Genomic DNA, 14,860 nt, shown 5'->3' with positions numbered 1-14,860 from the left:
TGGCACAGCGCAGCGGAGTACGACCAGCGCTACCAGGGGAAAAAACCCTGATGCCGCAGACACTGAATGCCGACTATAAGGTCATCGTTTTAAGCGGCAATGCCTTCTTGTGGCTGGGCCTGAAGACGTTCATCTCGCAGAGTGTGGACCCCTGCCCTGAAATTTTCTGGATTAACGACGTGAGCCCTGAGGGGATCCTGCCCCTGCGGCAACTGATGTTGAATATCCGCGTCAAAAAAGGGTGGCTGGTATTCACCGATGCGTCCCGCGTCAACGATATTAAAATCATTCTGGGGGGTGAGCGTGTCCACGTGGTGGCGGGAAACCTGTCACTCGCGCAGCTCAGCCGCTGTTTTCAGAACACGCCGTTCGCAAGCGTAAAAAACGCCACGCTCACCTGCCAGGAGCTTCGGGTTTGCATGCTGTTCCGCAACGGGTTCAGCCCGGTTCGCATCGCGCAGATCCTGAATAAATCCCCGAAAACGATCTACACCCACAAGCGTAACGCGATGAACAAATTTCACTGCCAGAACCTGGCGGAATTCCATCGCAAACTCTTCCTGCTCGACTACCCGGCATCGTGTTTGTCACTGCACGGCTAATCACGTCGGGAAATAAGATCATGCGGCGTCATCTTCCCTGTCTCATTCTCTGGCTGTTGATGCTGGCGCTGCTGTCTCGCTATGCCCTTCCCGCCACGTTGGGATGACGTGGTAATCCGACTGCACGAGTAAATTGCTTTAAATCTTGTCTGGATCAATGTTATCGGTAACAATGGCGCTAAAATAGCCAGCGTGTTATGTCCGACAAGGCACAGCCTTATCTTCTTTTTTGTTATTTTTTCTGTATTACAATAACTTATGAAATACCTGCTTGCTGACGCCATCGTCTATAACGACGAAGACGGTTCTGTTTCTCTTATCAATGCACCCGATCTGGACAGACAAATCCTCACCTGTACCGCCAACGCCATCATGAAGCTGCTGGTTCAGCATCACGGCAACGTCGTCGAACGTGACACCTTTCTGAGTGATGTCTGGGATCAACGTGGGCTCCAGGGGTCCAACAATTCGTTAAATCAATACATCAGTATTGTGCGCAAAATGCTGTCGAGCCTGCTGCCCGACACCCTGTTTATCGTCACCGTACCGAAAACGGGCTTTATGCTCAGTGCTGATATCGCGGTAACGCCCCTGGAGGACGATTTTCCCGTCGAGGAGGCGGTCCCGGCCTCACGACGCATTCAGCCAGAATGGCTATTCTGCGGTGTACTTACGCTGATGGTCGTGGCGCTGTGCATCGGCGCCTGTTTGACGAAACAGGCGCACCAGTACAGTGACACTCATCTGCTCACCCACATTGGCACCTGTCCGGTCTACACCTTCGCCCCGCTGGCAGATGTGTTTCACTCTAAGGCCATGGCGCTGGCGCAGACGCTTCAGCGCGAAGGTAATCTGCCCTGCCTGAAAAACTCTATTTTCTATATGCACATCCAGAGAACACTTTTCTATGGCCACGAAGGGCGGCTGGTCCTTTCCCAGTGTTCTCTCACGGACGGTAAAGCCAGCGCCTGCCGAACGCTTTACTTTTACGAGTGGTGATATGAAACAAAAAAAAGTGTGGCTTATTCTGGCGCTCAATCTGTTGCTGATTGGCGTGACGCTGGCGTGGTACGTCTACACGCCTCCGCTGTCCGGAACCTGTGCAGGAAACCTGACATTTTCAGCCCGACATGACGATCATGATTTCTCCTTTGAAGGGGAGGTTACGCTGCGCTTTCAGCCCGACAACACAGGGTACCTTACGCTTAACGGCGACGTGGTTAACGAGCCACATCACTGGGATGTTTCCCGCCAGGAGATGTTCACGTGGCGGCACGTTGAGGGCTCACTCTATGAAATATTCATACAAAGCGTGGCGCGCTTTAGCCATGACACCCTGCCACCGGGGGTCTTTGAAAAGTACGTCGCCGGCCTGACGCCGGGGAACAAAAGACTTCTGAAGATTGAACGCACGCCGGAAGACGCGCTGGTGATCAGCAATTTCTATGCGCCGGTCCTGATTTGTTCAGAATAGGCACGGCTGGTCAGGGTATACTTTCCGCCATGAACATTCTCTTTCGATCGACGACGCCCAAAGATGTTGCTGCCCTGCCCGCCATCGAGCGCGCGGCAGGCGAGCGTTTTCGGGACGTCCCCGAACTGGCCTGGCTTGCTGACGCCGACGTCATTTGCGCGGAACATCATCTTGATTACGCGAAACGCGGGTTAAGCTGGCTGGCGCTGGCAAACGACCTGCCCGTCGGGTTTATTCTTGCAGAAGCCCATCCGTCATCGCTGTTTATTGTCGAACTCTCGGTTCATCGGGAGTGGCAGGGAAGAGGAATAGGTCGGCGACTTATCGCCTGCGCCGCAGACCATGCCCGCACGCTGGGGCTGACATCGCTGACGCTGACCACCTTTTGCGAGGTGCCGTGGAATGCGCCGTTTTATGCGCGACTCGGGTTTGAAACGGTGACGATGCTAACGCCTGAACTGCGTCAGAAAAGAGAGGAAGAAGCGGCGCACGGTTTCGCGTATGACTCCCGCTGTGCCATGCGCCTGCCTCTGTGATATCGGCCTGCAAAACGCCCCATTACAGGCCGGGTCAGGCGTAGCCGCCCCCCCGGCACTGTGGCAGGATTAAAACGTTTCCCAGTTTTCGCCCGCATCGGTAGTCGCGGCTTTACGCGCCATCATAGGGGCTGCAGCGGTTTTCGCTGAGGCCTGCTCGCGGGCTTTCATCTGCTCCTGCTGAATGCGGAACACGGCCACGGCCTGAGTCAGACGGCTCGCCTGCTCTTCCAGTGCCGCTGCCGCCGCGGCAGACTCTTCCACCAGCGAGGCGTTCTGCTGGGTCACGCGATCCATCTCAGCCACCGCCAGACCCACCTGATCGATACCGCGGCTCTGCTCATCAGACGCAGAGGCGATTTCGCCCATGATGTCCGTCACGCGGGTTACCGCATTAACGATTTCACCCATGGTTTCGCCGGCGCTTTCTACCAGGGTAGACCCGACTTCCACGCGGCCAACAGAGTCTTCAATCAGGCTCTTGATCTCACGTGCTGCCTGGGCGCTGCGCTGTGCCAGGTTACGGACTTCACCCGCAACAACGGCAAATCCGCGGCCCTGCTCGCCCGCACGTGCCGCTTCTACTGCAGCGTTCAGTGCCAGGATGTTGGTCTGGAACGCGATGCCGTCGATCACGCTGATAATGTCGGCAATTTTCTGCGAACTGCCCGCGATGTCACGCATGGTTTGCACCACGTTATCCACCACTTTACCGCCCTTCTGCGCGGTTTCAGACGCGCTCAACGCCAGGTTGCTCGCCTGACGGGCGTTCTCGGCGTTCTGCTTAACGGTCGCCGTCAGCTGCTCCATGCTGGCAGCGGTCTCTTCCAGGGATGCGGCCTGCTGTTCCGTACGGGAAGAGAGATCGTTGTTACCCATCGCGATTTCGCTCGCGCCGCTGTAGATGGCATTAGCACCGTTACGCACATCGCCAACGGTACGGACCAGCTCGCCCTGCATATGACGCAGCGAGTCGGCCAGTTCACCCATCTCGTTAGCGCCCTGCACCTCGATGCGCTTCACCAGATCGCCGCTGGCGATATGACGAATATTGTCGATAAGACGGGTAAGTGGCGAAATCAGCGCCTGCTTGATACCCAGCCACACGGCCACGATCACCACCAGCACCGCAATCAGTACGCTAATCAGCACCCAGATTGCCTGGCTGTAGGAGCTATTGCTGTTTTCCACCGCCATCTGATACAGCTTGTCGTTCTGCTGCAGATAGTTCACGTACTGCTTCTCAAAACCATCCTGATAGCTCTGGGTAGGTTGATCGAAGAAGGCGTTGATTTTGCCCGCGCCCAGCAGCTGGATCAGCTCCGCCAGTGCACCGTGGTAGATATCGTAGTTACGTTTGATCTCCGTCGCGTCGGCGTCGTTTTGACGCGGATCGCGTGGCAGGGCTTCGTATTCAGCCCAGTTTTTTTCTGCCTGTTTCAGAGAAGCCGCCGCAATTTGCATCAGATCGTTCACGGTCGCGCCGCTGCCGATATTGCTCTGATCCATCATGTAGCGAATACCCGCACGGTTCAGGGTATTACGGGTTTGCAGCAGGGCAACCCAGCTGGCGTTCAGCGTGGACTGTTGCTGGCGAATGGTTTGCAGGACGGTGAAATTCTCTTTGTCATGCTTGAGGGCATTGAAGAAAAGACCACCGGATGTGAGTTGTAAAAGGCCAAATATCGCTAATACCAGCATTAAGCTGGTGACAATCTTGATACGGTTTAACATGTTTTCGCTTTCCATCAGACAGATAACAGGATTTTCGGCCTGGAAAGGGAAAACTTTACGAAAATCATCCTTAAATTTGTGGTTTTTACTCTTCTTCGCGCGCTGTGATATGCCGGTTCCCCAGTTCAATAAACTCTTCCAGCAGCGCTGTCAGCTGTTGCATCTTCGCCGGCGTATATTCGGCCTCGATTTGCTGATACGCCTCTTCCACCTGCGCCTGGGCACGCTCGTATAGCCTGTTCCCCTCTTTGGTCAGCGACACGTACAGCTTTCGCTGATCGTTTACGGGCTTAAGGCGCAGCACCAGACCGTCACGCTCCATGCGCGTCAGAATGCCCGTCAGGCTGGGACGCAAGATACAGGTGCGAAACGCCAGATCGTGAAAATCCATCGACGGATGTTCGGCCAGCACGCGCACGATGCGCCACTGCTGCTCGGTCAGGTTATGCCGTTTCACAATCGGGCGGAAGTAAGACATCGCCGCTTCCCGCGCCTGTAACAGGGCGATAGTTAATGAATCATGCATAGCCTCTCCCGGTAATCATTAACACATGAACAATTCAGTTCTGCTGGTTTTACACACAACGCGTTTTACGACAAAAAGTCTAACAGAAACAAGCTTGATTTATTAACGCAATGATAAATATAGCCTTTAATCTCTTTATGTAAATTTATTGTTATTCATATCACAAATTATTCACTTCTGGTTGCGAAATAAACAGCAAAGGCATACAACCAGATCATTAACATATTAATGAAATCACAGGCCGGACGTCCGGCCTGAGGAGTAAGTGAATGAAAGGTACTGTTTTTGCCGTAGCGCTGAACCACCAGAGCCAGCGCGATGCCTGGCGCGACGCGTTTGAAAAAGCCCCCTACAACACGCCACCAAAAACCGCCGTGTGGTTTATCAAACCGCATAACACCGTGATCCGCACGGGCGACCCCATTCCCTTCCCGCAGGGAGAAACCGTGTTAAGCGGTGCCACGGTAGCGCTGGTTGTGGGCAAAACGGCGCGTAACGTTCCCGTGGACGAGGCGGCGGAGTACATCGCCGGTTACGCGCTTGCCAACGAAGTGAGCCTGCCGGAAGAGAGTTTTTATCGCCCGGCGATCAAGGCCAAATGCCGCGACGGCTTTTGTCCGCTGGGAGAGCTGGCTGCCGTCGACCACGTTGATAACCTGACCATCGTCACCGAAATTAACGGCCGGGAAGCGGACCACTGGAACACCGCTGACCTGCAGCGCAATGCCGCCGAATTGCTGAGCGCCCTGAGCGAGTTCGCCACCCTCAGTCCGGGCGATGCCATTCTGCTCGGCACCCCACACTCGCGCGTCCCGCTGCAGCCGGGCGATCGCGTACGCATTCTGGCGAAAGGCTTCCCGTCCCTGGAAAACCCGGTGGTTGATGAACGCGAGGTCGCCCATGCGCAAGGCCCACATCCGCACGCCACGCTGTTCGCGCTTGGTCTGAACTACGCCGATCACGCCAGTGAGCTGGCGTTTACGCCGCCAACGGAACCGCTGGTGTTTATCAAAGCCCCCAACACCGTGACCGGCGATAACCAGACCTCGGTCCGCCCGAACAACATTGAGTACATGCACTACGAGGCGGAGCTGGTGGTGGTCATCGGCAAAACGGCGCACAAGGTCAGTGAACGCGAGGCGATGGACTATGTCGCGGGCTATACCGTCTGCAACGATTACGCCATCCGTGATTACCTGGAGAACTACTACCGCCCGAACCTGCGGGTGAAAAGCCGCGACGGGTTGACCCCCCTCAGCCCGCATATCGTGCCGAAAGAGGCCATTCCCGACCCGCATAACTTAACCCTGCGCACCTTCGTGAACGGTGAATTGCGCCAGCAAGGGACCACTGCCGATCTGATCTTCAGCATCCCGTTCCTGATTGCCTATCTCAGCGAGTTTATGACCCTGCAGCCCGGCGACATGATTGCCACCGGCACGCCAAAGGGTCTGTCTGACGTACAGCCAGGCGACGAAGTGGTCGTGGAAGTGGAGGGCGTGGGCCGCCTGGTGAACCGCATTGTCAGTGAGGAGACTGCAAAATGAAAAAAATAAACCATTGGATTAACGGCAAGAACGTCGCAGGAAGTGATTACTTCCACACCACTAACCCGGCCACCGGAGAGGTGCTGGCGGAGGTCGCGTCCGGCGGTGAAGCTGAAATTCATCAGGCCGTGGCGGCGGCCAAAGAGGCATTCCCGAGGTGGGCTAACCTGCCGATGAAAGAGCGCGCACGCCTGATGCGTCGCCTCGGGGATCTTATCGATCAACACGTTCCGGAGATTGCGGCCCTCGAGACCGCCGACACCGGCCTGCCGATCCACCAGACCAAAAACGTGCTTATTCCACGCGCGTCGCACAACTTCGCGTTCTTCGCCGAAGTGTGCCAGCAGATGAACGGTAAAACCTACCCGGTCGACGACAAGATGCTCAACTACACCCTGGTGCAGCCGGTGGGGGTCTGCGCGCTGGTGTCGCCGTGGAACGTGCCGTTTATGACCGCCACCTGGAAGGTTGCGCCGTGCCTGGCGCTGGGCAACACCGCAGTGCTGAAGATGTCTGAGCTCTCCCCGCTGACCGCCGACCGTCTGGGCGAGCTGGCGCTGGAGGCCGGTATTCCGGCGGGCGTGCTGAACGTGGTGCAGGGCTATGGCGCAACGGCGGGCGATGCGCTGGTACGTCACCACGACGTGCGCGCCGTCTCCTTTACCGGCGGCACCGCCACCGGGCGCAACATCATGAAAAACGCCGGACTGAAGAAATACTCCATGGAGCTGGGAGGGAAATCTCCGGTGCTGATTTTTGAAGATGCGGATATCGAACGCGCGCTGGATGCCGCCCTGTTCACCATCTTCTCCATCAACGGCGAGCGTTGCACCGCTGGCTCACGCATTTTCATTCAGCAGAGCATCTACCCGGAATTCGTCAGGCGCTTTGCCGAGCGCGCGAACCGTCTGCGCGTGGGTGACCCGACCGATCCGAACACTCAGGTTGGCGCGCTGATCAGCCAGCAGCACTGGGAAAAAGTCTCCGGCTATATCCGTCTTGGCATTGAAGAGGGTGCGACCCTGCTGGCGGGCGGCCCTGACAAACCCACCGATCTCCCTGCTCACCTGAAAAACGGCAACTTCCTGCGCCCGACCGTGCTGGCAGACGTCGACAACCGGATGCGCGTGGCCCAGGAAGAGATCTTCGGGCCGGTTGCCTGCCTGCTGCCGTTTAAGGACGAAGCCGAAGGGTTGCGTCTGGCTAACGACGTGGAGTACGGCCTGGCGTCATACATCTGGACCCAGGACGTCAGCAAAGTGCTGCGCCTGGCGCGCAATATCGAAGCCGGAATGGTGTTTGTAAACACCCAGAACGTGCGCGACCTGCGTCAGCCGTTTGGCGGCGTGAAGGCTTCCGGTACCGGGCGCGAAGGGGGCGAATACAGCTTCGAGGTGTTCGCTGAAATGAAAAACGTCTGCATCTCCATGGGCGACCATCCGATTCCAAAATGGGGGATCTGAGTATGGGCAAGTTAGCGTTAGCGGCAAAAATTACCCACGTTCCGTCAATGTACCTCTCTGAGTTGCCGGGAAAAAACCACGGCTGCCGCCAGTCCGCCATCGACGGACATAAAGAAATCAGCAAGCGTTGTCGGGAGCTGGGCGTCGATACCATTATTGTGTTCGATACCCACTGGCTGGTGAACAGCGCCTACCACATCAACTGCGCGGATCATTTCTCCGGCATCTACACCAGCAACGAGCTGCCGCATTTTATCCGCGACATGACCTACGACTACGACGGCAACCCGCCGCTCGGCCAGCTTATCGCCGACGAAGCGGTGAAACTCGGCGTACGTGCCAAAGCGCACAACATCCCGAGCCTCAAGCTGGAGTACGGCACGCTGGTACCGATGCGCTACATGAACAGCGATAAGCACTTCAAAGTGATCTCTATCGCCGCGTTCTGCACCGTCCACGACTTCGCCGACAGCCGCAGGCTGGGCGAGGCCATCGTCAGCGCGATTCAGAAATACGACGGCACCGTGGCGGTGCTCGCCAGCGGTTCGCTGTCGCACCGTTTTATCGACGACCAGCGCGCCGAAGAGGGAATGAACAGCTACACCCGCGAGTTCGACCGTCAGATGGACGAACGCGTGGTGAAGCTGTGGCGTGAAGGCAAGTTCAGGGAGTTCTGCAGCATGCTGCCGGAGTATGCCCACTACTGCTACGGCGAGGGCAATATGCACGACACGGTGATGCTGCTGGGGATGCTCGGCTGGGACACATACGACGGCAAGGTGGAGTTCCTCACCGAGCTGTTCCCCAGCTCCGGCACCGGCCAGGTTAACGCCGTTTTCCCCCTGCCCGCGTCCGCGTAAGGAGCCAGCATGCCGCACTTTATTGCTGAATGCACTGACAACATCCGCGAGCAGGCGGACCTGCCAGCACTGTTCGCCAAAGTGAACGACGCGCTTGCCGCCACGGGAATCTTCCCACTCGGCGGTATCCGTAGCCGCGCGCACTGGCTGGACACCTGGCAGATGGCCGACGGTAAGCACGATTACGCCTTTGTGCATATGACGCTGAAGATTGGCGCCGGGCGCAGTCTGGAGAGCCGGGAGGCGGTGGGAAAGGCACTGTTTGAGCTGATTAAAACCCACTTCGCCGACCTGATGGCATCGCGCTATCTGGCGCTCTCTTTTGAAATAGACGAGCTGCACCCGACGCTCAATTACAAACAAAACAACGTGCACGCTTTGTTTAAGTAGCGCCCTTACCGGGCCGACAACGGCTTTGAACGCAAGCCGGGTGAGCAGCACGCCACCCGGCAACAACAGGAAATCGCCATGCTCGATAAACACACCCATACCCTGATCGCCCATCGTCTGCATCAGGCGGAGCAGTCCCGGGAGCAGATCCGCCAGATCTCGCTCGACTACCCGACGATCACCCTTGATGACGCCTACGCCGTACAGCGCGAATGGGTGAGCCTGAAAATCGCCGAAGGTCGCGTGCTGAAAGGCCACAAGATTGGCCTCACCTCCAAAGCGATGCAGGCCAGCTCGCAGATTAGCGAGCCGGACTACGGCGCTCTGCTCGACGACATGTTCTTCCACGACGGCGGCGATATCCCTGCCGACCGCTTTATCGTCCCGCGCATCGAAGTGGAGCTGGCCTTCGTGCTGGCAAAACCCCTGCGCGGCCCAAACTGCACCCTGTTCGATGTCTACAACGCCACGGATTACGTCATCCCCGCGCTGGAGCTGATCGACGCCCGCTGCCACAACATCGATCCCGAGACCCAGCGTCCACGCAAGGTGTTCGATACCATCTCCGATAACGCCGCCAACGCAGGTGTGATCCTTGGCGGTCGCCCGATTAAACCCGACGAGCTGGATCTGCGCTGGATCTCCGCGCTGCTCTACCGCAACGGCGTCATTGAAGAGACCGGGGTCGCCGCGGGCGTGCTCAACCACCCGGCCAACGGTGTGGCATGGCTTGCCAATAAACTCGCGCCGTACGACGTTCAGCTGGAGCCTGGCCAAATCATCCTCGGCGGTTCGTTTACCCGCCCGGTGCCGGCCAGCAAGGGCGATACCTTCCACGTGGACTACGGCAAGATGGGCTCCATCAGCTGCCGTTTTGTTTAGGAGACCACCATGGAAAACAGATTCAAAGCGGCGCTCAGCGCCGGAAAACCGCAAATCGGCCTCTGGCTGGGGCTGACCAGCAGTTACAGCGCCGAGCTGCTGGCCGGTGCGGGTTTCGACTGGCTGCTGATCGACGCAGAGCACGCGCCCAATAACGTGCAAACCGTCCTGACCCAGCTGCAAGCGATCGCGCCTTACGCCAGCCAGCCGGTGGTACGCCCGTCGTGGAACGATCCGGTCCAGATCAAACAGCTGCTAGACGTCGGGGCGCAAACCCTGCTGGTGCCGATGGTACAAAACGCCGATGAAGCCCGGCTGGCGGTGCGCGCCACGCGTTATCCACCGGCGGGGATCCGCGGCGTGGGCAGCGCGCTGGCTCGCGCCTCGCGCTGGAACCGCACGCCTGATTACCTGCAGCGCGCTAACGATGCCATGTGCGTGCTGGTGCAGATTGAAACGCGCGAGGCGCTGAAAAATCTGCCGCACATCCTCGACGTGGAAGGCGTGGACGGGGTGTTTATTGGCCCGGCGGATTTGAGCGCCGACATGGGCTTTGCCGGAAATCCGCAACACCCGGAAGTCCAGGCCGCCATCGAGAAGGCCATTGCGCAGATCCGTGCGGCAGGCAAAGCGCCCGGCATCCTGATGGCTAACGAGCCGCTGGCAAAACGCTACCTCGAGCATGGCGCGCTGTTTGTCGCCGTCGGGGTCGACACCACCCTGCTTGCACGCAGCGCCGAGGCGCTGGCGGCACGTTTTATCGATATCCCGGTTACGTCAGTAAATAACAATAAATCCGTCTACTAAACGTACGATGTGGAGCGCAACATGACGACCTCTACCCTGCAAACCCATGATAATAAAGCTGTAGAACACCGCGTTATTCAGAAGCTGTTTCGTCGTTTGATCGTGTTTCTCTTTATCCTGTTTGTCTTCTCGTTTCTTGACCGCATTAATATCGGCTTTGCCGGGCTGACGATGGGCAAAGATCTGGGCCTCACCTCGACCATGTTTGGCCTGGCCGCCACCCTGTTTTACGTCACCTACGTGATATGTGGGATCCCCAGCAATATCATGCTGGCGAAGGTCGGCGCCCGGCGCTGGATCGCCGGGATCATGGTGGTGTGGGGCATCGCTTCCACCTGCACCATGTTCGCCACCAGCCCGCAAACGCTCTATGTGCTGCGCATGCTGGTGGGCATTGCCGAGGCCGGATTCCTGCCGGGGATCCTCGTCTATCTCACCTGGTGGTTCCCTGCCTACCACCGCGCCCGCGCCAATGCGTTGTTTATGATCGCCATGCCGGTGACCATGATGCTTGGCTCGATCCTCTCCGGTTATATTCTGGCCATGGACGGGCTGTGGAACCTGAAAGGCTGGCAGTGGTTGTTCCTGCTGGAGGGGCTACCGTCCGTGGTGCTCGGCGTAGTGACGTGGTTCTACCTGAACGACACGCCGGATCAGGCCAGCTGGCTGGATGACGACGAAAAGCAGGCGCTTAAAACAATGATCGCCCGCGAGCAGGAGTCGGCCATCGCCCGTCCCGTCACGCCGCGTTCGACGCTGCGCGAAGTGTTTACCCCGGCCGTGCTGCTCTATACCCTGGCCTATTTCTGCCTCACGAACACCCTGAGCGCGATAAATATCTGGACGCCGCAGATCCTGCAGAGCTTCAACACCGGCAGCAGCAACATTGTGATTGGCCTGCTGGCGGCGATCCCGCAGTTTTGCACCATCCTCGGGATGATCTGGTGGAGCCGCCGCTCCGACAGGCTGAAAGAGCGAAAAAAGCACACCATTCTGCCGTATCTCTTTGCGGCGGCAGGATGGTTACTGGCCTCGGCGACCCACCACAGCCTGATCCAGCTGCTTGGCATCATCATGGCCTCAACCGGATCGTTTACCGCCATGGCGATCTTCTGGACCACGCCGGATCGGGTTATTAGCCTGCAGTCGCGGGCGGTCGCACTGGCGGTGATCAATGCCATCGGTAACGTCGGATCCGCCGTCAGCCCGCTGTTGATCGGCATTCTGCGTGACAGCACCGGCAGCTTCAGCTCCGGGTTGTGGTTTGTTGCCGGCTTGCTGGTGGTCGGCGCGCTGGTGCTGACACGTATCCCGATGACGCAGCGGGAAAGCCTTGAGCACGAGCCGGGTATGGCGGCGCAGAAAATCCCGTAAGGAGCGGCTATGTGCCAGAGCCCGATCGCGAATATCGACATCAGCAAAGAGTACGACGAAAGTCTGGGAACGGATGATGTTCACTATCAGTCGTTCGCCCGCATGGCGGCCTTTTTTGGCCGCGACATGCAGGCTCACCGTCACGACCAGTATTTTCAGATGCACTTTCTGGATACCGGACAGATCGAACTGCAGCTCGACGATCACCGCTACTCGGTGCAGGCTCCGCTGTTTGTGCTCACACCTCCGTCAGTGCCGCACGCGTTTATTACCGAATCCGACAGCGACGGGCACGTTCTGACGGTGCGCGAGGATCTGATCTGGCCGCTGCTGGAAGTGCTCTACCCCGGCACGCGGGAAGCCTTTGGCCTGCCGGGGATCTGCCTGTCGCTGGCCGATAAGCCGGACGAACTGGCGGCGCTGAAGCACTACTGGCCGCTGATTGCCCGGGAATCGACGGAACAACTGCCCGGGCGCGAACACACGCTGGTTCTGTTAGCCCAGGCGGTGTTCACCCTGCTGCTGCGCAACGCGAAGCTCGACGATCACGCCGCCAGCGGCATGCGCGGCGAGCTGAAACTGTTCCAGCGCTTTACCCAGTTGATTGACGTCCATTTTCATGAGCACTGGACGGTACCGGAATATGCCAGCGAACTGCACCTGACCGAATCGCGTCTGACCGATATCTGCCGGCGCTTCGCCAACCGCCCGCCGAAGCGGCTGATTTTTGACCGTCAGCTGCGTGAAGCGAGGCGGATGCTGCTCTTCTCCGACAGCGCGGTCAGCGAAATCGCCTGGCAGCTGGGGTTTAAAGACCCGGCCTATTTTGCCCGGTTTTTTAATCGGTTAGTGGGGTGTTCGCCGAGCGCGTATCGGGCACAAAAAGTACCGGTGTCGTCTGTTACCCCACCCCAGCCCTGACCCTCTCCCGGGTTCAGGGTGAGGGAAATCACACTCTGCGATCATATGCGAAAAGTACCAGCCGTTGTCCCAATCGTCCCTTCACGTTCACCCCCGCTCAGGCTTCAATTAAACAACAAAAACAAAACATAAATTTAACATCACTATTCCGATACGAGGTCCCTATGAAGCCTGAAGATTTCCGCGCGGATGCCAAACGTCCGTTAACCGGTGAAGAGTATTTAAAAAGCCTGCAGGATGGCCGTGAGATTTATATCTACGGCGAGCACGTTAAAGACGTGACCACTCATCCGGCGTTTCGCAATGCGGCAGCCTCCATCGCGCAGATGTACGATGCGCTGCACAAGCCTGACATGCAGGACACGCTGTGCTGGGGCACCGATACCGGCAGCGGCGGCTACACCCATAAGTTTTTCCGCGTGGCGAAAAGCGCCGACGACCTGCGTCAGCAGCGTGACGCCATCGCCGAGTGGTCGCGCCTGAGTTACGGCTGGATGGGCCGCACCCCGGACTACAAGGCGGCGTTTGGCTGCGCGCTCGGTGCCAATCCGGCGTTCTACGGTCAGTTCGAACAGAACGCCCGCAACTGGTACACCCGTATTCAGGAAACCGGGCTTTACTTCAACCACGCCATCGTTAACCCCCCCATCGACCGTCACAAACCGGCGGACGAAGTAAAAGACGTCTACATCAAGCTGGAAAAAGAGACCGACGCCGGGATCATCGTTAGCGGCGCAAAAGTGGTGGCAACCAACTCGGCGCTGACTCACTACAACATGATCGGTTTTGGCTCCGCGCAGGTCATGGGCGAAAACCCGGACTTCGCGCTGATGTTCGTTGCGCCAATGGACGCCGAAGGCGTGAAGCTGATCTCTCGCGCCTCTTACGAAATGGTGGCAGGCGCGACCGGCTCTCCGTACGACTACCCGCTCTCCAGCCGTTTCGACGAAAACGACGCGATCCTGGTGATGGATCATGTGCTGATCCCCTGGGAAAACGTGCTGATCTACCGCGATTTCGATCGCTGCCGTCGCTGGACCATGGAAGGCGGTTTTGCCCGCATGTACCCGCTGCAGGCCTGCGTACGTCTGGCGGTGAAGCTCGATTTCATTACCGCGCTGCTGAAGAAATCGCTGGAGTGTACCGGCACCCTGGAGTTCCGCGGCGTGCAGGCGGATCTCGGGGAAGTGGTGGCCTGGCGCAACATGTTCTGGGCGCTGAGCGACTCCATGTGTTCTGAAGCCACGCCGTGGGTGAATGGTGCGTACCTGCCGGATCACGCGGCGCTGCAGACCTACCGCGTCATGGCCCCGATGGCCTATGCGAAGATCAAGAACATCATCGAGCGTAACGTCACCAGCGGCCTGATCTATCTGCCGTCCAGCGCGCGAGACCTGAACAATCCGCAGATCGACCAGTATCTGGCGAAATACGTGCGCGGCTCCAACGGCATGGATCACGTGGAACGTATTAAGATTTTGAAACTGATGTGGGATGCCATCGGCAGCGAGTTTGGTGGTCGTCACGAACTGTATGAGATCAACTACTCCGGCAGCCAGGACGAAATCCGTCTGCAGTGTCTGCGTCAGGCACAGAGCTCTGGCAACATGGACAAAATGATGGCAATGGTCGACCGCTGCATGTCCGAGTACGACCAGCATGGCTGGACGGTGCCGCACCTGCACAATAATTCCGATATCAACATGCTGGATAAGCTGCTGAAATAACGCAGCGGGAGGTTTCA

The 14,860-nt window shown here is 58.0% G+C and carries 15 protein-coding genes; 13 read left to right on the top strand and 2 right to left on the bottom strand.

Annotated features, from left to right (window positions below):
- The first annotated feature begins 50 nt into the window (after nt 1-50).
- The 4 genes from AB6731_RS13420 (at nt 51) to AB6731_RS13405 (ending at nt 2,612) form a co-directional block, all read left to right on the top strand.
- Nucleotides 51-602, top strand: a complete 552-nt coding sequence (locus AB6731_RS13420; RefSeq protein WP_025205614.1) for a helix-turn-helix transcriptional regulator — start codon at nt 51-53, stop codon at nt 600-602.
- A gap of 258 nt (nt 603-860) precedes the next feature.
- Nucleotides 861-1,601: a winged helix-turn-helix domain-containing protein gene (locus AB6731_RS13415; protein WP_049023606.1), complete on the top strand. Its 741-nt coding sequence runs from the start codon at nt 861-863 to the stop codon at nt 1,599-1,601.
- A gap of 1 nt (nt 1,602) precedes the next feature.
- Nucleotides 1,603-2,076, top strand: a complete 474-nt coding sequence (locus AB6731_RS13410) for a hypothetical protein (RefSeq protein ID WP_020885303.1) — start codon at nt 1,603-1,605, stop codon at nt 2,074-2,076.
- A gap of 29 nt (nt 2,077-2,105) precedes the next feature.
- On the top strand, nt 2,106-2,612 hold the full coding sequence (locus AB6731_RS13405) for a GNAT family N-acetyltransferase (protein WP_047955013.1): 507 nt from the start codon (nt 2,106-2,108) through the stop codon (nt 2,610-2,612).
- A 69-nt stretch (nt 2,613-2,681) separates the two neighbouring features.
- Here AB6731_RS13405 and tsr read toward each other — a convergent pair whose 3' ends face one another.
- A complete protein-coding gene (gene tsr, locus AB6731_RS13400; protein ID WP_032682055.1) occupies nt 2,682-4,346 on the bottom strand; it encodes a methyl-accepting chemotaxis protein in 1,665 nt (554 codons plus the stop codon).
- A gap of 85 nt (nt 4,347-4,431) precedes the next feature.
- Nucleotides 4,432-4,872, bottom strand: coding sequence for a homoprotocatechuate degradation operon regulator HpaR (gene hpaR, locus AB6731_RS13395; RefSeq protein WP_014168494.1), 441 nt, complete (start codon nt 4,870-4,872; stop codon nt 4,432-4,434).
- 269 nt (nt 4,873-5,141) lie between these two features.
- Between hpaR and hpaG the strand changes: the two genes are divergently transcribed.
- The 9 genes from hpaG (at nt 5,142) to hpaB (ending at nt 14,843) form a co-directional block, all read left to right on the top strand.
- Complete coding sequence (hpaG, locus tag AB6731_RS13390) at nt 5,142-6,419, top strand: 4-hydroxyphenylacetate degradation bifunctional isomerase/decarboxylase (RefSeq protein WP_025205621.1); 1,278 nt, start codon at nt 5,142-5,144, stop codon at nt 6,417-6,419.
- Nucleotides 6,416-7,882, top strand: coding sequence for a 5-carboxymethyl-2-hydroxymuconate semialdehyde dehydrogenase (hpaE, locus tag AB6731_RS13385; protein ID WP_219372662.1), 1,467 nt, complete (start codon nt 6,416-6,418; stop codon nt 7,880-7,882). The genes hpaG and hpaE overlap by 4 nt, the downstream gene beginning before the upstream one ends.
- Before the next feature lie 2 nt (nt 7,883-7,884).
- Nucleotides 7,885-8,742, top strand: a complete 858-nt coding sequence (gene hpaD / locus AB6731_RS13380; protein WP_219372661.1) for a 3,4-dihydroxyphenylacetate 2,3-dioxygenase — start codon at nt 7,885-7,887, stop codon at nt 8,740-8,742.
- 9 nt (nt 8,743-8,751) lie between these two features.
- Nucleotides 8,752-9,132: a 5-carboxymethyl-2-hydroxymuconate Delta-isomerase gene (locus AB6731_RS13375; RefSeq protein WP_020885308.1), complete on the top strand. Its 381-nt coding sequence runs from the start codon at nt 8,752-8,754 to the stop codon at nt 9,130-9,132.
- Between the two features lie 78 nt (nt 9,133-9,210).
- Nucleotides 9,211-10,014 (top strand): 2-oxo-hept-4-ene-1,7-dioate hydratase, encoded by an 804-nt coding sequence (hpaH, locus tag AB6731_RS13370; protein WP_020885309.1) that lies wholly within the window; start codon nt 9,211-9,213, stop codon nt 10,012-10,014.
- Nucleotides 10,015-10,023: 9 nt separating this feature from the next.
- Entirely contained in the window at nt 10,024-10,821 is a 798-nt protein-coding gene (gene hpaI, locus AB6731_RS13365) for a 4-hydroxy-2-oxoheptanedioate aldolase (protein WP_371006474.1), read from the top strand.
- 21 nt (nt 10,822-10,842) lie between these two features.
- Entirely contained in the window at nt 10,843-12,195 is a 1,353-nt protein-coding gene (gene hpaX / locus AB6731_RS13360; RefSeq protein WP_183516784.1) for a 4-hydroxyphenylacetate permease, read from the top strand.
- A 9-nt stretch (nt 12,196-12,204) separates the two neighbouring features.
- Nucleotides 12,205-13,116: a 4-hydroxyphenylacetate catabolism regulatory protein HpaA gene (gene hpaA, locus AB6731_RS13355; RefSeq protein WP_219372659.1), complete on the top strand. Its 912-nt coding sequence runs from the start codon at nt 12,205-12,207 to the stop codon at nt 13,114-13,116.
- Nucleotides 13,117-13,280: 164 nt separating this feature from the next.
- Nucleotides 13,281-14,843 carry a 4-hydroxyphenylacetate 3-monooxygenase, oxygenase component gene (hpaB, locus tag AB6731_RS13350; protein ID WP_371006473.1) on the top strand — a complete coding sequence of 521 codons (1,563 nt, stop codon included), beginning with the start codon at nt 13,281-13,283 and terminating at the stop codon, nt 14,841-14,843.
- Nucleotides 14,844-14,860: the final 17 nt, after the last annotated feature.

The organism is Enterobacter sp. RCC_40 (assembly GCF_041360735.1).
Lineage (GTDB): Bacteria > Pseudomonadota > Gammaproteobacteria > Enterobacterales > Enterobacteriaceae > Enterobacter > Enterobacter ludwigii.
Note: the sequence above shows the minus strand (reverse complement) of the source record. Positions and strands in the feature narration are given on the sequence as shown.